Raw genomic sequence first — 17,380 nt, 5'->3', positions numbered from 1 at the left:
TGGGGTATTTTGCCCAGTCAAATAATGCGTTACTGGCAGGAAACAAACAGCACGATGGGCAATCAAGGTCGCCCCGCCCTTCGCGGCATTCTTATTCGGGGCAATCCAACAACCGAGGCCATTGAGGAAGGCCAGGCCGTGCTGAAGCTGCTTGACGCACTGGATCTGGCGCCGCATGTGAGGGTTGAAACCGGTGCCGATGCCGTCGGACCTTTTCTGTGCCTGCGGCTCAATGACGAACAAGCGCAGGCTTGGGCACCCGGTCACGACACGCTGCAACTCTGCAAGACACTGCACCTCGACACCTTGACGCAGCCAGCGGATCTGATGCGCGAGATCGTGGTCACACTGCTCATGGGGCCGGTGGCCTTCGAGTTCCCCAGCCTGGATGAGTTGCTGTCAGCGGTTCGCATCCGCCGCAACATTGTGCTGGCCGCTCGCAAAACGACGCTGGCCTTTCACACCCGCGAGGTCGATCGCCCGCCGGACTGCTGGACTTACAACGAGGACCGCGGCTTCACCGTCCTGCCCGGGGTATCGCTGATCGCGGCCCTGACCAAAGCCACCCAACCGGAGGTGTCGGGCAGCCTGTACGCGTTCTCCTGTTATCGCGCCACTGAATACGTGATTTTGTTGGGCATCGCGCAGGAGCTGGAAAAAATCAACCCGGCCCTGCTCCAGCAATTGCAGACGATGTGGACGGCGCGCCCCATCGCGTCAGGCGAGTTTCATGAGGTTTTTCTGCGCGAGCAGGGTTCAATGGACGAACCCTTGCCACCCCGCTATTTCGTGCCAGGTGACCGCACCTGGTTCCGCAATCCCGATGAACCCTCTTCCGAGGCCTCGGGTTTTGAAGGTTCATGGGTCATGTACCTGGGCGGTGGCCTGTTCAGTAACTTATGGAAGCACGAGCAGCCTTACACCCTGGCCCGTAAATGTGTGGAAATTTACCACTGGCGACTCGGACTCTATCTGGACGAGAACGGCGAGGAGCGCATCGACGAAGCCCGGATTGAACCGATGATCGAGGCGGCCTTGCACAACCCGGCTGAACTTCAGCGGATCATGGCCGTGATGGAGCGCTACCGTGAACCCCGCGGTGTCTACACCGATGCCGGCGGCTGCATCGACACCACGCGAGAATTCGCACGCTGGGTTCGCCCCGACACGGCCGACCTGGTGCTGCCCGCGCAATGAGTTCCACCAGGCCTGGCCGGCAAACGCACATTGATGCCCTCAAGCTGATCGCCGCGCAGTTGATTGTGCTGCACCACTTTGTGGCGTACGGACCGCTGGCCGATGCCCTGAGCGACGCCGCCCCCGCGTTGACCGACTGGTTTTTCGAGTACGCCCGCATGGCGGTGCAGGTGTTTCTGGTGCTCGGCGGTTACCTGGCCGTGCGCAGTCTGGCCCCGGCCGGGCAGATGCGCGTGAGTTCCCCCTGGCGCTCGATCCTGCAGCGCTACCAGCGCTTGATCCTGCCTTTCCTGGCCGCCCTGTTGCTCGCCGTCGCCAGTGCGGCGCTGGCCCGCCACTGGCTCAACGCCGACTTCATCCCTGATGCACCGACCTGGCGTCAGGCGCTGTCGCATGCGACGCTGTTGCAGGGCGTGCTCGGCTACGACTCCCTGTCAGCCGGTGTCTGGTATGTGGCGATCGACTTTCAGCTTTTCGCCCTCATGACACTGCTGCTGTGGCTGGGCCGCAGCCCGCGCTGGCCGCAGGCGCTGCTGCTGGGCCTGATGCTGGCGTCGCTGTTCTTTTTCAATCGCGATGAGGGTTGGGACAACTGGGCACTGTACTTTTTTGGCGCCTATGGCATGGGGGCGGCCGCCTTCTGGGCCGGCAACGCACGCCGCCCCGGCTGGCTGCTCGGTTTGCTGGCAGGCATCGGACTGCTCGCGCTGGCGTTTGATTTTCGCGAACGCATCGCCTTGGCCCTGACGGTGGCCTTGCTCCTGGGATTGCTGCAATGGCATCAACATGCCACCCACGCCCGAACCGCCCTGCCCGCCTCGCTAACAGGTGTGATTAGCCGGCTGGGGCAAACTTCCTACGCCCTGTTTCTGGTGCATTTTTCGGTCTTGATGCTCGGCAATGCGCTGTTTGTGCGGCTGGGGCTGCGCGGCACCTGGCCTGCCGTGCTGGCGTTACTGGGCAGCTGGATGGCCTGCCTGGGACTGGCCGTGCTGTTTGAACGCTGGATCGAGGCGCCGTTGTCTCGACTGGGCGCACACGGTAAAAAAATATCGCCCCGACACGGCTACTGAGCCCTCCGCCGGCACCAAGGGGCTCACCAGCCGTAAGGGGCCTGCGATAGACAGGCCAGGGGCCCGTCTCGCAAATTTAGAACCGAATCAAGCGCTAGCCCCCGTGTAGCATGCGCAAGTAGCTATCCAATTAATAGCAAATTAAAGCTTGGCAGAAATCCAGTTCAACGCGCCAGTCAAGGCTGCCGGCAGCTTGGCGGGCTCGGTGCCGCCGGCCATCGCCATGTCGGGCTTGCCGCCGCCTTTGCCACCGACCTGGGCGGCAATAAAGTTGACCAGTTCACCGGCCTTGACTTTGCTGGTCGTATCGGGCGTGACACCGGCAGCGATCTGCACCTTGTCACCGTCAACGGCCGCCAGCACGATGACGGCGGTCTTCAGCTTGTCTTTCAGCTTGTCCATGGTATCGCGCAGGGTCTTGGTGTCCGCCCCTTCGAGCATGGCCACCAACACTTTGACGCCATTCACTACCACCGCTTGCGTCACCAGTTCATCGCCCTGCGCGGAAGCCAGTTTGCCCTTGAGGGCCGTCACTTCTTTCTCCAGCGCCTTGACGTGATCGAGCACGCTGGCAATGCGGTCATTGATCTCGACCACCGGCGCTTTGAGGGCGCCCGCGACCTGGGTCACGGTGTCTTCCAAATCCTGCAAATAGGTCAGCGCGTTCTGGCCGGTGACGGCCTCAATACGGCGTACGCCGGACGCCACACCGCTTTCCGCCACGACCTTGAACAGGCCAATGTCGCCGGTACGCTGCACATGGGTACCGCCGCACAGTTCGCGGCTGGCGCCGATGTCGAGCACACGCACCGACTCGCCGTACTTCTCGCCGAACAGCATCATGGCGCCGGTCGCTTGTGCCGACTCGATGTCCATCACGCGTGACTGGGTCGCGGCATTACTCAAAATTTCGGCATTGACCCGGGCTTCGATCTCGCGAATCTCGGCATCGGTCACCGGGGCGTTGTGGGCAAAGTCAAAGCGGGTGCGTTCGGCGTTCACCAGCGAACCCTTTTGCTGCACATGCTCACCCAGCACTTCGCGCAGGGCTTTGTGCATCAAATGGGTCACGCTGTGGTTGCGCTCAGTCGCGGCGCGCAGAGCGGCGTCAACGTGCGCCGTCACGGCGTCGCCCACCTTGAGGGTGCCGGTTTTCAGGGTGCCGTGGTGACCGAACACATCGGCCTTGATTTTCTGGGTGTCGCCGACTTCAAACAGCGCGGTATCGCAAAAGATGGCGCCTTCGTCGCCGACCTGACCACCGCTTTCGCTGTAGAACGGCGTGGCGTCCAGTACCACCACCCCCGTTTGACCGGCTTTTAGCTCGGTAGCCGGCGTGCCGTCTGCGTAGAGCGCTACAACTTTAGTAGCTTGTGTCAGGCTGTCGTAACCGACAAAATCGTTGCCCTCGCCGCTATAGTCCAGCGCGCGGTCCATCTTGAACTTGCCAGCAGCACGGCCCTTGGCCTTTTGCTGCGCCATGGCGGCATGGAAACCAGCTTCATCCACCTCAACACCGTTTTCGCGGCACACATCGTTGGTTAGATCCAGCGGGAAGCCGTAGGTATCGTGAAGCTTGAAGGCGATATCGCCAGGCAACATAAAGGGCAAGTCCTCACCACCAGAGCCATCCCCACGACCACCTCCACTTCCTGCCCCCATACCCAATCCACTTCCATCACCAAATCCAGCCCCACCTTTTCCCTCATGACTTAGTGCGCTGTCCAGAATCTGCATGCCGTTTTCCAGCGTCTCAAAGAAGCGCTCTTCTTCGGCCTTCAACACCTCGGTGATGCGCGTCTCATCCGTCTTGAGCTTGGGATAAGCCTCACCCATCAGGGCCACCAGATCGGGCACCAACTTGTGAAAAAACGGCGTCTTCTTGTCCAGCTTGTAACCGTGCCGAATGGCACGACGAATGATGCGGCGCTGCACATAGCCGCGCCCTTCGTTGCTCGGCAGCACGCCGTCGCTGACCAGGAACGCGGTGGCGCGAATGTGGTCGGCAATCACGCGCAGGCTCTTGTTGTCCAGATCGGCGCAGCCGGTTTCGCGGGCGGCGGCCTTGATCAGCGCGGCAAAAATGTCGATTTCGTAGTTGCTGTGCACGTGCTGCAGGATGGCGGCGAGGCGCTCCAGGCCCATGCCGGTGTCGACGCAGGGTGCCGGCAACTTGACCAGGCTGCCGTCGGGCTGCATGTCAAACTGCATGAACACATGGTTCCAGATTTCGATGAAACGGTCACCGTCTTCACCCGGGCTGCCGGGAGGGCCGCCCGGAATGTGGGCGCCATGGTCGTAAAAAATCTCCGAGCACGGACCGCAGGGGCCGGTGTCGGCCATCATCCAGAAGTTGTCGGAGGCGTATTTTTTGCCCTTGTTGTCGCCAATGCGCACGATGCGGTCGGCGGGTAGGCCGATCTCGTTGTGCCAGATGTCATAGGCTTCCTGATCGTCAATGTAGACCGTGACCAGCAGTTTCTCGGCGGGCAAGCCATAGACCTGGGTCAGCAGTTCCCAGCCCCATTTGAGCGAGTCGCGCTTGAAGTAGTCGCCAAAGCTCCAGTTGCCCAGCATCTCGAAGAAGGTGTGGTGGCGCGCGGTGTAACCGACATTTTCCAGATCGTTGTGCTTGCCGCCGGCACGCAGGCAGGCTTGCACCGAGGCGGCACGCACATAAGAGCGCTTGTCGGTGCCCAAAAACACGTCTTTGAACTGCACCATGCCCGAGTTGGTAAACATCAGCGTCGGGTCGTTGCCCGGCACCAGCGGGCTGGACGGGACCACGGTGTGCCCCTTGGACTCGTAGAAGTCCAGAAATATCTTGCGGATATCGGCAACGCTAGCGGAGGTGACAGTTGAGTTCATGGCGAAGGAGGAAAGATTGAGTAGTTCTTGGGGCGAATCGGCTGTGGTCGGTAAAGCATGAAGACAGCCAGCCACCGAAGCTATAAATTTTAAGTCATCAAGACACGGTGACGATGTCGCCAAGCAAGTGCCGTTTGCGACTTGTCGCAAACGGCACGACGACCCAGCGGAAAACCCGCTACGCTTGATGCTTTGGTTCTGCCTTCCTCCCAAACTCAACCCACTGACCGCCATGGACATGACACCTACTCAAACATCACCCCTCTCGCTGCTGAACGACCCGACGCTGCTCAAGGCCGATGCATTGATCAACGGCCAGTGGCTCGCCGGTGCCAGCCGCTTTGACATCCTGGATCCGGCCACCGGTCACAAACTGGCCGATGTCGCCAACCTCGGCCCGGCCGAGGCAGAGCTGGCCATCGCAGCCGCCAACGCCGCCTGGCCGGCTTGGCGCAGCAAGACCGCCAAAGAGCGCAGCATCATCTTGCGCAAGTGGTTTGATTTGTTGATGGCCAATCAGGACGACCTGGGACGCATCATGACCGCCGAGCAAGGCAAGCCGTTTACGGAAGCCAAGGGCGAAGTCGCCTATGGCGCCAGCTTTGTGGAGTGGTTTGCCGAAGAAGCCAAGCGCGTCAATGGCGAAACCCTGCCCCAATTCGACAACAACCGCCGCCTGATGGTGATCAAGCAGCCGATTGGCGTCTGCGCCGCGATCACACCCTGGAACTTCCCGCTGGCCATGATCACGCGCAAGGTGGCCCCGGCGCTGGCCGCTGGCTGCACCGTCCTCATCAAGCCGGCCGAGCTGACACCACTGACCGCGCTGGCGGCCGCCGAGTTGGCGATTCGCGCCGGTATTCCGGCTGGCGTGCTGAACATGATTACCGCCGACGGCAACAACTCCATTGCCGTCGGCAAGGTCATCTGTGCCAGCGACGTGGTGCGCCACATCAGCTTCACCGGCTCCACCGAAGTCGGTCGCATCCTGATGGCGCAATCGGCCCCAACCGTCAAGAAAATGTCGCTGGAACTGGGCGGCAATGCGCCCTTTATCGTGTTTGACGATGCCGACATCGACTCCGCCGTCGAAGGTGCCATGCTCAGCAAATACCGCAACGCCGGCCAAACCTGCGTTTGTGCCAACCGCTTTTATGTGCAGAGTGGCGTGTACGACCAGTTTGTGACCAAGTTTGCCGCCAAGGTCAAAGCACTCAAAGTCGGCAACGGCTTTGAAGAAGGTGTCACGCAAGGCCCGCTGATCGAAGACGCGGCCGTCGACAAAGTCAGCCGCCACGTCGCTGACGCCATCGCCAAGGGCGGCCAGATCATGGCCGGCGGCAAGCCATTAAGTGGCCAGTTTTTTGAGCCCACCGTCATTTCGGAAGCCACCGCCGACATGCTGTGCGCCAAAGAAGAAACCTTCGGCCCGTTCGCGCCCGTGTTCCGCTTCACCACCGAGCAGGAAGCGATTGACGCCGCCAACCATACCGAATTCGGCTTGGCCAGCTATTTCTACAGCCGCGACGTGGGCCGGATATTCCGGGTGGCCGAGGCACTGGAATACGGCATGGTCGGTATCAACGTCGGCATTCTGGCAACTGAGCATGTGCCGTTTGGCGGCGTCAAGCAGTCCGGTCTGGGCCGCGAGGGTTCACACCACGGCATGGATGACTATGTCGAGATCAAATATCTCTGCATTGGCGACATCCTGCAGTAAACTCTGCAGCTTCCAGAACAGCGGATGAGTCAAGGCCGCTGGCTCTGGCAGCATCAATTGCGGGTGTAGTTCAATGGTAGAACGCTAGCTTCCCAAGCTCGATACGTGAGTTCGATTCTCATCACCCGCTCCAGTCAAAATCATGTCCCACCCAGAATCCGATGCATCCCTGTTCGATGCGCCTTTCGTGTTTTCTGCCGACGGCATCAAATCCCTGTATTTCACCCTGGACCAGCTGCAAAGCCGCATGTGCAGTGCGCGACCGACCCAACTGGAGGTGGATTACACCCGCACGATGATGGGTTTTTTGATGTTTAACAGCCGGCCAGCCAACATCGCCATGATTGGACTGGGCGGCGGGTCGCTGCTCAAGTTTTGTTACCGCCACCTGCCTGACACACGGTTCACGGTGCTTGAAATCAATCCTCAGGTGATTGCACTGCGGCAAGAATTTGAAGTGCCCGAAGATGAGACGCGTATCGCCATGATTTGTGCGGACGGGGCTGACTTTGTACGCGACACCTCAGAACGATTTGATGTGCTGCTGGTAGACGGCTTCGACAGTCGGGGACAAGCGCCAAGCCTGTGCTCACAGCGCTTTTACGACGACTGCTTCAAGGTGCTCTCACCCCATGGGGTCATGGCAGCCAACCTGCATCACGATCACCCGGAGCACCCGGTGTTCAGCGGGCGCATCCGACTGGCTTTCGACGGCAACCTGCTGGAGATCGCCTCCAAAGAAAAAAGCAACAGCATTCTTTTTGCGAGCAAAGGGCCCCGTATGTCAGTGGATGAGCTGCGGCAGAACGACCCGCTGAAAAATTTTGACCAGGAAGTACGCGATCAACTCCAGCGAGAGTTTTCGCGTATCTCCTGGGACATGACGCAGCCGGGTTAGTGCAGCTGCACGCCCGTCTTGGCCTGCAACTCTTCGCGCGTCACGCCGGGCGCCATCTCCACCACTTTCAGGCCGTGCGGCGTCACATCCAGCACAGCCAGATCGGTGATGATGCGGTCCACCACGCCGACGCCGGTGAGCGGCAGCGTGCAAGTGGGCAGTATCTTCAAATCGATGGTGCCGTCTTTTTTCTTCGCCACGTGTTCCATCAGCACAACGACGCTCTTGACGCCCCCCACCAGATCCATCGCGCCGCCCATGCCCTTGACCATCTTGCCGGGGATCATCCAGTTGGCCAGATCGCCGGTTTCACTCACCTGCATGGCGCCCAGAATGCTCAGGTTGATCTTGCCGCCACGAATCATGGCGAAGCTGTCGTGACTGCCAAAAATTGAGGACCCGGGAATGGTCGTCACGGTCTGCTTGCCGGCGTTGATCAAGTCGGCATCGACCTCGTCGTCGGTTGGAAACGGGCCGATGCCCAGCATGCCGTTTTCGCTTTGCAGCCAAACCTCAATGTCCGGGTTGACGAAATTCGCCACCATGGTTGGCAAGCCAATCCCCAGGTTGACGTAAAACCCATCATGCAATTCTTCAGCAGCTTTGGCCGCCATTTGGTCGTGTGTCCAAGCCATGATCAGACTCCTGCTTTCTCAGTGATGGTTCTTTTTTCAATGCGCTTCTCGGGCGTTGCATTGAGCACAATCCGGTGCACGTAAATGCCGGGCAAATGCACTGAATCAGGATCGAAGGTGCCGGTCTCGACAATCTCCTCCACCTCAACGACCGTGATCTTGCCCGCCATTGCAACGGCCGGATTGAAGTTACGCGCCGTGCGGCGGAACAGCAAATTGCCACTCTTGTCAGCCTTCCAGGCCTTGACCAGCGAGACTTCGGGCACCAGGGCGTGTTCCATGATGTAGACATGGCCATCAAACACCCGGTTTTCCTTGCCTTCAGCCACCAGTGTGCCCACGCCCGTGCGGGTGTAAAACGCCGGAATGCCAGCACCACCGGCCCGCAGCTTTTCAGCCAGCGTGCCCTGCGGCGTGAATTCAAGCTGCAACTCACCCGCAAGGTATTGACGTTCGAATTCTTTGTTTTCACCCACGTAGCTGGAGATCATTTTGGTGATCTGGCGGGTCTCCAGCAGTTTGCCCAGGCCGAAGCCATCGACACCCGCGTTGTTGGAGATGACCGTCAGATCTTTGACGCCGGTATCGCGCAGGGCGTCAATCAGGGCCTCGGGGATGCCACACAGGCCGAAGCCACCGACAGCCAGAAGTTGCCCGTCTTTGACAATGCCTTCCAGCGCCTTGGCGGCACTTGGGTAAATCTTATTCACTTGATCTATCTCCTTCAAAGAATTTATGCACGTACGATACTACCTAGCTAAATACGTAGTTCTTCGTAAAGTACAAACCCTAACTCTTGCGACCCACACAAGCATGGATATTGATTACCGTCTTGCATTCGAGCTGGCACCGGTCGGACTGGTTCTGTCGCGCAACCGGCAAATGCTGGACTGCAACCGCCACTTGTGCGAGATGTTTGGCGCATCACGCGAACTGCTGGTGGGCCAATCGTTTCAGGTGCTGTACCCGAGTCTCATCGAGTTTGAGCGCACCGGTCTGCGCATTGCACCCATTTTGAATCGCAACGGCACCTACGCGGATGATCGCATCATGAAGCGATCCAGTGGCGAAACCTTTTGGTGTCATGTGACCGGCCGGGCACTGAACCAGGACGCGCCGCATGAGGCAGGCATCTGGACCTTTATTGACATGAGCTCACGTCGCCCGGTCAAGGCCGAACTCACGGCGCGAGAACGCGAGGTGGCCGCCCATCTGATGGACGGCCTCACGTCTAAAGAAATCGGCAAGGCGCTCACCATCAGCCACCGCACCGTTGAAATCTACCGTGCCCGCTTGATGCGTAAATACAAGGCAGCGAACACGGGCGATTTAGTGCACAAACTAATGGCGGGCTGAAACCTGAAGCTCTGATTGACAGAAGTTTCTGGCGAGGATCAAGGACGAATGGCAATCTCGTTCTTGACCGCTTTCACACCGCTAACGCCCCGAGCGAGAGTCTCAGCGGAACTCCGCTCATTCGCGGTCTTGGCGAAACCGGACAACAGGACCGTGCCATTGAGAGTTTCAACCCGAATACTGGAAGCGTCGACGTCTTTGTTTTGAACAAAGCGTGCCTTCACCGTGGTGGTGATCGTTGTATCGTCGACGTAGGCGCCAACGGTTTCCTGACCACGATGGACCGCGCAGCCCGTTGCAGTAAGCAAAGCCGCTGCCGCAATGATGGCGGCGAGAGTGTTGCGAATGATCATGTTGAACCTCCAGTGATAGTTGATAGCTGATACAGATTGATCGGATCGAGACGCCCCGACCAGCCAACTGCAGCGTAACCTGATAACCCACTGATGACAAGTTAAAGCCTTACACCATCAAGTGCCAGCCCGGATTGAGAAAAAATCGAGAACACATAGGCCTCAGTGGTGCAAGGGCTAAAGTGACGATCCGTGGTAATCCGCCGTATGATTTGACTACCGCCAAATTTTGGCTAAAGGAGAATACACATGCTTGAAACCATTGCAGTCATTTTGCTTGTTCTCTGGCTTTTAGGATTAGTCAGCGCATACACCATGGGCGGATTCATTCATATCCTCCTGGTCATCGCGGTCGTTGTGATTCTGATTCGGCTCATTCGAGGACGCGGTCTGTAGCAACCATTCACGCAAACAATCCTGCTGGGTCGCGCCTCAACCCCACCGCTGGCTTTGGCTTTCTCATGGGACTGTCCGGCTTTGTCGGCTGGAGCATTCATCCAGGCGTTCTCATCAAATTCTTGAGTTAACGCAGCAAGGAATACTCCGCCGGATTATTAATACGCACCGCCAAGCCAAGCGCCATAAACCCTAAACCCTGGCGCTTGATGGCGAGTGTCAACGCCTACTGAAACAGTTGCTCGACCTTGAACAGCGTGAGCAAACCCATCACTGCAAAAATGCCGGCCGCAATGGAGTGCACCAGTTTCATCGGAATTTTGGCGGCGAACTTGTTGCCAACAAAAACGGCCGGCACATCCGCCAGCAGCATGCCCAGCGTGGTGCCCGCAACAACCATCAATGGCGCCCCGTAGTGCGCCGCCAGGGCAACGGTGGCGATCTGGGTCTTGTCGCCCATCTCGGCCAGAAAGAAGGTGATGAGGGTTGCACCAAAAACACCGAGGTGTTTGGCCACCTGGGTTTCTTCTTCCTCGATCTTGTCGGGAATCAGCGTCCAGATCGCCATACCGATAAACGACAGACCTAACGCCCAGCGCATCGCCTCGGGACTGACGACGGAGGTAATCCACGCGCCCAAGGCGCCCGCCAGGCCGTGATTGACCAGCGTGGCGCACAGGATGCCGGCAATGATCGGAAGAGGTTTTTTGAAACGTGCCGCGAGAATGAACGCCAGCAGTTGGGTTTTGTCGCCGATCTCTGCGAGAGCGACAACGCCAGTAGAAATGAGAAGAGCTTCCATGAGGGATTCCAAGGCCGGACAAAAAACAATGACCGCACATCTCCCCGGCCACTCCGAAGCTGCACAGTCAAAGGTCTTGCCAAGTTAGAAACCGCTTGCACCATGATCGACCGATCAAGTATGTTGACGCAAGCCCTTTCAACAGCGTGAAAGGCGACTACTCCCCAATGATGGGCTGAGTTTAGCAGTTGCTTGTGTGCTGCCAACCCAACCTAACACAATTCAAGCTTGACCTGGCCCATCTACCACTTCAGCCGCCGAACGAAACGCCTCCACCGCCGCCGGCACACCGCAGTAAATGCTGGCGTGCAGCAGCACCTCTTGAATCTCGGCCACGGTGGCGCCGTTGTTCAGCGCGCCGCGCACATGGCCCTTGAGCTCGTGCTGCTTGCCTAACGCGGTAAGCATGGCCACCGTGATCAGGCTGCGGGTTTTCAAATCCAGCCCCTCGCGTTGCCACACATCGCCCCAGGCGTTGCGGGTGATGTGCTGCTGCATGGGCCGCGTGAAATCGGTCACATTGCCCAAGGCCTTGGCGACAAAGTCTTCGCCCATCACCTGTTTTCGCGTCGCCAAGCCTTTGTCAAACTGGGTATCCATCGTGTGTACTCCTGCAAAATCACCGAGCATAGCGGGCGGCTCTGGCACGCGATCGGGACAGTCGGACTCGCGGCCTGAAACAAAGCCAATAACTATCAGCGCTTTGAAAAATTACTATCGAATTGCTATTGCCTCATGGATAGTCGCTGAACATAATAAAAAGACTATTAGTTGTTTCAATCTATCAGCAAAGGAAAACAGCCATGACCAAATTAACCACCGCAGCTGGCGCGCCGGTCCCCGACAACCAGAATGTCATCACCGCCGGCCCGCGCGGCCCCATGCTGCTGCAGGACGTCTGGCATCTGGAAAAGCTGGCACACTTTCACCGCGAAGTGATTCCCGAGCGGCGCATGCATGCCAAAGGCTCAGGCGCCTTTGGCAGCTTCACGGTGACGCACGACATCACGCAGTTCAGCAAGGCCAAAATCTTTTCGACTATTGGCAAAAAGACGGACTTGGCAATGCGTTTTTCCACCGTGGCCGGTGAGCGCGGTGCGGCGGATGCCGAGCGTGACATCCGCGGCTTTGCCATGAAGTTTTATACCGAAGAAGGCAACTGGGACCTGGTGGGCAACAACACGCCGGTGTTCTTCATGCGCGACCCGTTGAAGTTTCCCGACCTGAACCGCGCCGTCAAGCGCGATCCGCGCACCAACATGCGCAGCGCCGAAAACAACTGGGACTTCTGGACCCTGCTGCCGGAGGCACTGCACCAAGTCACCATCGTCATGAGTGACCGCGGCCTGCCCAAGTCCTACCGCCACATGCACGGATTTGGCAGCCACACCTTCAGTTTTCTCAATGCCAGGAACGAGCGCTTCTGGGTCAAGTTCCACCTCGTGACGCAACAAGGCATCCAGAACCTGACCGATGCCGAGGCTGAAGCCCTGGTCGGCAAAGACCGCGAAAGCTCGCAGTCGGACCTGCTCAACGCCATCGACAACGGCGACTTCCCGCGCTGGAACCTGAAGATTCAGGTCATGCCGGAGAAAGACGCGGCCACCTACCATCTGAATCCGTTCGACCTGACCAAGGTCTGGCCGCATGGCGACTACCCGCTGAGGGACGTCGGCGTGCTGGAACTCAACCGCAACGCCGAAAACTACTTTGCCGAAATCGAACAGTTGGCGTTCTCGCCGGCCAACGTGGTGCCGGGCATCAGCTTCTCGCCGGACAAAATGCTGCAGTCACGCCTGTTTGCCTACGGCGATGCGCAGCGCTACCGCCTGGGTGTGAACCACCACCAGATTCCGGTGAACGCGCCCAAGTGCCCCTTCCACAGCAACCACCGCGACGGCGCCATGCGCGTCGACCACAACAATGGCGCCGAGATTGGCTACGAGCCCAACAGCAAAGGCGCCTTGCAAGAGCAACCCGACTTTGCCGAACCACCGCTGTCCATCGAGGGCGCCGCCGACCACTGGAACCACCGGGTGGACGAAGACTACTTCTCGCAACCGGGCAATCTGTTTCGCCTGATGACGCCGGCGCAGCAGCAGGTGCTGTTTGACAACACTGCCCGCTCCGTCGGCGGCGCCTCGAAAGCGATTCAGCAACGCCACATCGCCAACTGCAGCAAGGCCGACCCGGCCTATGGCGCCGGTGTGGCCAAAGCCTTGGGGCTCAAGGTGTAAGCAGCCGGTTCAACACAATCACAAGCGCCGGGCATGAGCCCTGCGCTTTTTTTGCGTCCGCGCAAACGTATCATGCGAAGCGAACCACATCAACGAGAGACACACCATGAGCACACGCTACCCCGCCCCCGACATCAATGAGCTGCCTGACGACATCAAGGCCAAAGTGCTGGAGGTGCAAGAGAAGGCGGGCTTCGTGCCCAATGTGTTTCTAGCACTGGCGCGTCGACCGGCCGAGTGGCGTGCCTTCTTTGCCTACCACGACGCCCTGATGCTGAAAGAGTCAGGCCTCACCAAGGGTGACCGCGAAATGATCGTGACCACCACCAGCGCCGCCAACCAGTGCCTGTATTGCGTGGTGGCGCACGGTGCGATTCTGCGCATCTATGAGAAAAAGCCGCTGGTCGCCGACCAAGTGGCGGTGAACTACCGCAAGGCCGACATCACGCCACGGCAGCGCGCCATGCTGGACTTTGCGATGAAGGTCTGCCAGAAATCAGCCGAAGTCGAGGACGCCGACTTTGCCGCCCTGCACGCGCACGGCTTCAATGACGAAGACGCCTGGGACATTGCCGCCATCACCGCCTTCTTTGGCCTCTCGAACCGGATGGCCAGCTTCTCCAATATGATGCCCAACCCCGAGTTCTACCAGATGGGCCGGATTCCAAAATCAAAATAGACGCTATTAATTAAATAGCTGCTTGCGCAGATAAGACGGGGGCTAGAGGCTGATTAGTCATAAATGTTAGCTCACGAGTTCCCGCATCCAGTCAGGCAGCGTGAGGGCTTTCTGGTTCGGAAAGTCCACCCAGATGGTGGTGGCGCCGCCGGCTGCGTAGATCACGCCCGGCTGGTCGATCCGCTCCATCGTGCCCCAGGTTTCAAAGGTGGTGCGGCCCGGGTCGCTCACATACATCTTCACCAGCACGTCGCCCGGGTATTCGAGCTGCTTGTAAAAATTGCAGAACGCATTGACGATCACCGGCCCTTCACCCTGCGGGTTGGGCATGCAGCCAATCGACGCCATCCAGTCAATGCGGCACGTCTCCAAATAGCGGAAATAGATGGTGTTGTTGACATGGTTCATGGCATCCATGTCGCCCCAGCGAATCGGGACACGCACCTCAAACACCAGTTTCTTCTTCTCGGGAATCTCGATCTTCATTGTTTTTTTCCTTGATAAAACCGGTTGGTCACTTGAAGCCTGCAGACGGCGGGCTGTTCAGACGGCAAAGCCATCGTCGGCGGCAATGATGGCGCCGTTGATGAAGTGACTCTCCTTGGCGCACAGCATAACCAGCAAGGCATCCAAGTCCTGGGGTTGCCCGACCCGTTTGCGTGGCAGCATCTGCACCAGCTTCTGCCCCTGCTCGGTCTTCCAGTGCGGGTGATTGATCTCGGTGTCGATATAACCCGGGCAGATGGCATTGACGTTGATGCCAAACTTGCCCCACTCCAGCGCCATGGCTTTGGTCATCTGGATCACCGCCGCCTTGCTCATGCCATAGACCCCGATTTGCGGCAGCGTGCGCAAACCCGCGGTCGAGGCGATGTTGACAATGCGCCCGCCGGTGTAAGTGCCCGGCGCCGACCCTTGCGCCCGCGCCAACATGCGTTTAGCCACCTCTTGCGCCACAAAAAAAGCACCCTTGAGGTTGGTGTCAAAGATATAGTCGTAGTCTTCTTCCGACACGTCCTGAATGCGCTGGGTGGTGCTCACGCCTGAGTTGTTGATCAGAATATCGATGGAGCCGACTTCGGTTTCGGCATGGGCCACCGCCGACTTGATGGAGCCGTGGTCGGTAACGTCCAGTTCCATCACATGCGCATCACCGCCCTCGCCTTCAATCTGGGCGCGGAGATCCTTCAGTTTGTCAACCCGGCGACTGGCCAGAACCACGGCAGAACCGGCCCTTGCCAGGGTTCTGGCAAACTGGGCTCCCAAGCCGCTGGAGGCACCCGTGATAAAAGCCACCCGGCCCGAAAGATCAATGCTGTAAGCCATTTTCAAAGTCTCCATGAATAAAAAAGAACGATCGTTCTATTATGTAAACTCCACGCATAAAATCATTTTGACGATCGACAATCCCTTGCTGCGGCTTCTTCCAATAACAAATCTCATTATCAAGCGAGTTACCCTATGACAAACCAGGAAATCTTGGCCCAATACGGCCCCCGTGAAGCCATGGAATACGACGTCGTTGTCGTCGGTGGCGGCCCCGGCGGCCTGGCCACCGCCATCCGTCTCAAGCAATTAGCCCTTGAAAAAGGCAAAGACGTCTCAGTCGTGGTGCTGGAAAAAGGCTCGGAGCCCGGCGCCCATATTCTGTCGGGCGCCATCATGGACCCGATTGCCATGAACGAGCTGTTCCCCGACTGGAAGGCCATGGGGGCGCCGCTGAACCAGCCGGTGACCGATGACGCCATGGTGTTTCTTGGTGAAAAATCCGGTTTTCGCACGCCGAAGTTTTTTCTGCCGGCCTGTTTCCACAACCACGGCAACTACATTGTCAGCCTGGGGGCGGTGACGCAATGGATGGCGCAGCAGGCGGAAAACCTGGGCGTGGAAATCTTCCCCGGCTTCGCCGCCGCCGAAGTGCTTTACAACGATGATGGCTCCGTCAAGGGCGTCGCCACCGGCAACCTCGGCGTTGGCAAGGACGGCGTACCGGGCGAGAACTTCCAGATCGGCATGGAGCTGCATGGCAAGTACACCATTTTTGCCGAAGGTTCGCGTGGTCATCTGGGCAAGCAGCTGATTGCCAAATACCAGCTGGACGACGGACGTGATCCGCAAGCCTATGGTCTGGGCATCAAGGAACTGTGGGAAATTGACCCAGCCCGCCATCAGCCCGGTTTTGTCATGCACACCGCCGGCTGGCCGATGGACAACAGCACCTATGGCGGCTCCTTTCTCTACCATCTGGAAGACAACAAGGTCGCCTTGGGCTTCATCACCGGGCTGGACTACGCCAACCCTTACCTCAGTCCGTTTGAAGAGTTCCAGCGCTGGAAAACCCATCCCAACATCCGTTATTACTTTGAAGGCCAGGAGCAGGGCCTCAAGCCCGCCAAGCGCCTGGGCTATGGTGCCCGCGCCATCACGGCCGGTGGCCTGATGTCCCTGCCGAAGACGGTATTCCCCGGTGGCGCCCTGGTCGGCTGTGAAGCCGGTTACCTGAACGTGAGCCGCATCAAGGGCAGTCACGCCGCCATCAAGACCGGCATGCTGGCTGCCGAGGCGGCCTATGACGCCGTCACCTCAGGACGGCAGCATGACGAGCTCAGCGCCTACCCGGACGCGTTCGAGAAAAGCTGGCTCTACACCGAACTGAACAAATCACGCAACTTCAAGGCCTGGTTCAAGAAGGGGTTGACGGTGGGCACCCTGATGACCGGTATTGAACAATACCTGCTGAAAGGCAATGTGCCGTGGACCCTGCGGCGCGACAAGCCGGACCACCTCTGCTTGAAGCCGGCCGCCGAATGCCAACCGATCGTTTATCCGAAACCGGATGGCAAGTTGACGTTTGACCGACTCAGCAGCGTGTTCATCAGCAACACCAACCACGAAGAACAGCAACCGGCGCATCTGACCCTGAAAGACGCAGCGGTGCCGGTGGCCATCAACCTGGCCAAGTTTGCCGGGCCGGAAGCCCGTTATTGCCCGGCCGGGGTCTATGAGTTCGTCAAGAACGAGGACAACAGCGACCGGCTGCAGATCAATGCCCAGAACTGTGTGCACTGCAAGACCTGCGACATCAAGGACCCGACGCAGAACATCGTGTGGGTGACACCGGAGGGCGGCGGCGGGCCGAATTACGCGGGGATGTAGAGGCCGCCAA

At 58.8% G+C, this 17,380-nt stretch carries 17 protein-coding genes, 1 tRNA gene and 1 riboswitch; of the genes, 10 read left to right on the top strand and 8 right to left on the bottom strand.

Going from position 1 to position 17,380, the window contains the following annotated elements; genetic code table 11:
• The first annotated feature begins 54 nt into the window (after nucleotides 1-54).
• Nucleotides 55-1,197 carry a hypothetical protein gene (locus HHJ17_RS16990; RefSeq protein WP_296506653.1) on the top strand — a complete coding sequence of 381 codons (1,143 nt, stop codon included), beginning with the start codon at nucleotides 55-57 and terminating at the stop codon, nucleotides 1,195-1,197.
• Nucleotides 1,194-2,270: an acyltransferase family protein gene (locus tag HHJ17_RS16985; RefSeq protein WP_296506651.1), complete on the top strand. Its 1,077-nt coding sequence runs from the start codon at nucleotides 1,194-1,196 to the stop codon at nucleotides 2,268-2,270. Before HHJ17_RS16990 ends, HHJ17_RS16985 begins: the two co-directional genes overlap by 4 nt.
• 141 nt (nucleotides 2,271-2,411) lie before the next feature.
• On the opposite strand, the gene alaS is transcribed toward HHJ17_RS16985, so the two are convergent.
• Nucleotides 2,412-5,138 carry an alanine--tRNA ligase gene (gene alaS, locus HHJ17_RS16980; RefSeq protein ID WP_296506649.1) on the bottom strand — a complete coding sequence of 909 codons (2,727 nt, stop codon included), beginning with the start codon at nucleotides 5,136-5,138 and terminating at the stop codon, nucleotides 2,412-2,414.
• A 232-nt stretch (nucleotides 5,139-5,370) separates the two neighbouring features.
• Between alaS and HHJ17_RS16975 the strand changes: the two genes are divergently transcribed.
• The 3 genes from HHJ17_RS16975 (at nucleotide 5,371) to HHJ17_RS16965 (ending at nucleotide 7,756) form a co-directional block, all read left to right on the top strand.
• The gene (locus HHJ17_RS16975) at nucleotides 5,371-6,858 is read left to right on the top strand and encodes an NAD-dependent succinate-semialdehyde dehydrogenase (protein ID WP_296506647.1); all 1,488 of its coding nucleotides are present in this window, start codon (nucleotides 5,371-5,373) and stop codon (nucleotides 6,856-6,858) included.
• Nucleotides 6,859-6,917: 59 nt separating this feature from the next.
• Nucleotides 6,918-6,991, top strand: a tRNA-Gly gene (locus tag HHJ17_RS16970).
• A 9-nt stretch (nucleotides 6,992-7,000) separates the two neighbouring features.
• A complete protein-coding gene (locus tag HHJ17_RS16965; protein WP_296506645.1) occupies nucleotides 7,001-7,756 on the top strand; it encodes a transferase in 756 nt (251 codons plus the stop codon).
• Here the strand turns inward: HHJ17_RS16965 and HHJ17_RS16960 are convergent.
• Nucleotides 7,753-8,391 carry a 3-oxoacid CoA-transferase subunit B gene (locus tag HHJ17_RS16960; RefSeq protein WP_296499595.1) on the bottom strand — a complete coding sequence of 213 codons (639 nt, stop codon included), beginning with the start codon at nucleotides 8,389-8,391 and terminating at the stop codon, nucleotides 7,753-7,755. The two genes, HHJ17_RS16965 and HHJ17_RS16960, sit on opposite strands and share 4 nt — an antisense overlap.
• A gap of 2 nt (nucleotides 8,392-8,393) precedes the next feature.
• Nucleotides 8,394-9,101: a CoA transferase subunit A gene (locus HHJ17_RS16955; RefSeq protein WP_296506643.1), complete on the bottom strand. Its 708-nt coding sequence runs from the start codon at nucleotides 9,099-9,101 to the stop codon at nucleotides 8,394-8,396.
• Nucleotides 9,102-9,204: 103 nt separating this feature from the next.
• On the opposite strand from HHJ17_RS16955, the gene HHJ17_RS16950 reads away from it, so the two are divergent.
• Nucleotides 9,205-9,747: a PAS and helix-turn-helix domain-containing protein gene (locus HHJ17_RS16950; RefSeq protein ID WP_296506641.1), complete on the top strand. Its 543-nt coding sequence runs from the start codon at nucleotides 9,205-9,207 to the stop codon at nucleotides 9,745-9,747.
• A 38-nt stretch (nucleotides 9,748-9,785) separates the two neighbouring features.
• On the opposite strand, the gene HHJ17_RS16945 is transcribed toward HHJ17_RS16950, so the two are convergent.
• On the bottom strand, nucleotides 9,786-10,100 hold the full coding sequence (locus HHJ17_RS16945; protein ID WP_296506640.1) for a BON domain-containing protein: 315 nt from the start codon (nucleotides 10,098-10,100) through the stop codon (nucleotides 9,786-9,788).
• A 249-nt stretch (nucleotides 10,101-10,349) separates the two neighbouring features.
• Here HHJ17_RS16945 and HHJ17_RS16940 point away from each other — a divergent pair, with 249 nt between their 5' ends.
• The gene (locus HHJ17_RS16940) at nucleotides 10,350-10,496 is read left to right on the top strand and encodes a lmo0937 family membrane protein (RefSeq protein WP_296506638.1); all 147 of its coding nucleotides are present in this window, start codon (nucleotides 10,350-10,352) and stop codon (nucleotides 10,494-10,496) included.
• A 226-nt stretch (nucleotides 10,497-10,722) separates the two neighbouring features.
• Here HHJ17_RS16940 and HHJ17_RS16935 read toward each other — a convergent pair whose 3' ends face one another.
• Together HHJ17_RS16935 and HHJ17_RS16930 are read right to left on the bottom strand one after the other, a co-directional pair.
• Complete coding sequence (locus HHJ17_RS16935; protein ID WP_296506636.1) at nucleotides 10,723-11,298, bottom strand: TMEM165/GDT1 family protein; 576 nt, start codon at nucleotides 11,296-11,298, stop codon at nucleotides 10,723-10,725.
• A 4-nt stretch (nucleotides 11,299-11,302) separates the two neighbouring features.
• A riboswitch (yybP-ykoY riboswitch) is annotated at nucleotides 11,303-11,476 on the bottom strand.
• A gap of 44 nt (nucleotides 11,477-11,520) precedes the next feature.
• Nucleotides 11,521-11,898 carry a carboxymuconolactone decarboxylase family protein gene (locus HHJ17_RS16930; protein WP_296506634.1) on the bottom strand — a complete coding sequence of 126 codons (378 nt, stop codon included), beginning with the start codon at nucleotides 11,896-11,898 and terminating at the stop codon, nucleotides 11,521-11,523.
• A gap of 203 nt (nucleotides 11,899-12,101) precedes the next feature.
• Here HHJ17_RS16930 and HHJ17_RS16925 point away from each other — a divergent pair, with 203 nt between their 5' ends.
• Together HHJ17_RS16925 and HHJ17_RS16920 are read left to right on the top strand one after the other, a co-directional pair.
• Nucleotides 12,102-13,535, top strand: a complete 1,434-nt coding sequence (locus HHJ17_RS16925) for a catalase (protein WP_296506632.1) — start codon at nucleotides 12,102-12,104, stop codon at nucleotides 13,533-13,535.
• 106 nt (nucleotides 13,536-13,641) lie between these two features.
• Nucleotides 13,642-14,214, top strand: coding sequence for a peroxidase-related enzyme (locus HHJ17_RS16920; protein WP_296506630.1), 573 nt, complete (start codon nucleotides 13,642-13,644; stop codon nucleotides 14,212-14,214).
• Between the two features lie 66 nt (nucleotides 14,215-14,280).
• Here HHJ17_RS16920 and HHJ17_RS16915 read toward each other — a convergent pair whose 3' ends face one another.
• Together HHJ17_RS16915 and HHJ17_RS16910 are read right to left on the bottom strand one after the other, a co-directional pair.
• Nucleotides 14,281-14,700, bottom strand: coding sequence for an acyl-CoA thioesterase (locus tag HHJ17_RS16915; protein ID WP_296499585.1), 420 nt, complete (start codon nucleotides 14,698-14,700; stop codon nucleotides 14,281-14,283).
• A 57-nt stretch (nucleotides 14,701-14,757) separates the two neighbouring features.
• Entirely contained in the window at nucleotides 14,758-15,540 is a 783-nt protein-coding gene (locus tag HHJ17_RS16910; RefSeq protein ID WP_296499584.1) for an SDR family oxidoreductase, read from the bottom strand.
• A gap of 135 nt (nucleotides 15,541-15,675) precedes the next feature.
• Here HHJ17_RS16910 and HHJ17_RS16905 point away from each other — a divergent pair, with 135 nt between their 5' ends.
• On the top strand, nucleotides 15,676-17,370 hold the full coding sequence (locus tag HHJ17_RS16905; RefSeq protein WP_296499581.1) for an electron transfer flavoprotein-ubiquinone oxidoreductase: 1,695 nt from the start codon (nucleotides 15,676-15,678) through the stop codon (nucleotides 17,368-17,370).
• Nucleotides 17,371-17,380 lie beyond the last annotated feature (10 nt).

The sequence above is a fragment of the Rhodoferax sp. genome, assembly GCF_012927445.1.
Lineage (GTDB): Bacteria > Pseudomonadota > Gammaproteobacteria > Burkholderiales > Burkholderiaceae_C > Rhodoferax.
The sequence above is the reverse complement of the archived record's forward strand: the minus strand, read 5'-3'. Positions and strand labels throughout refer to the sequence as shown.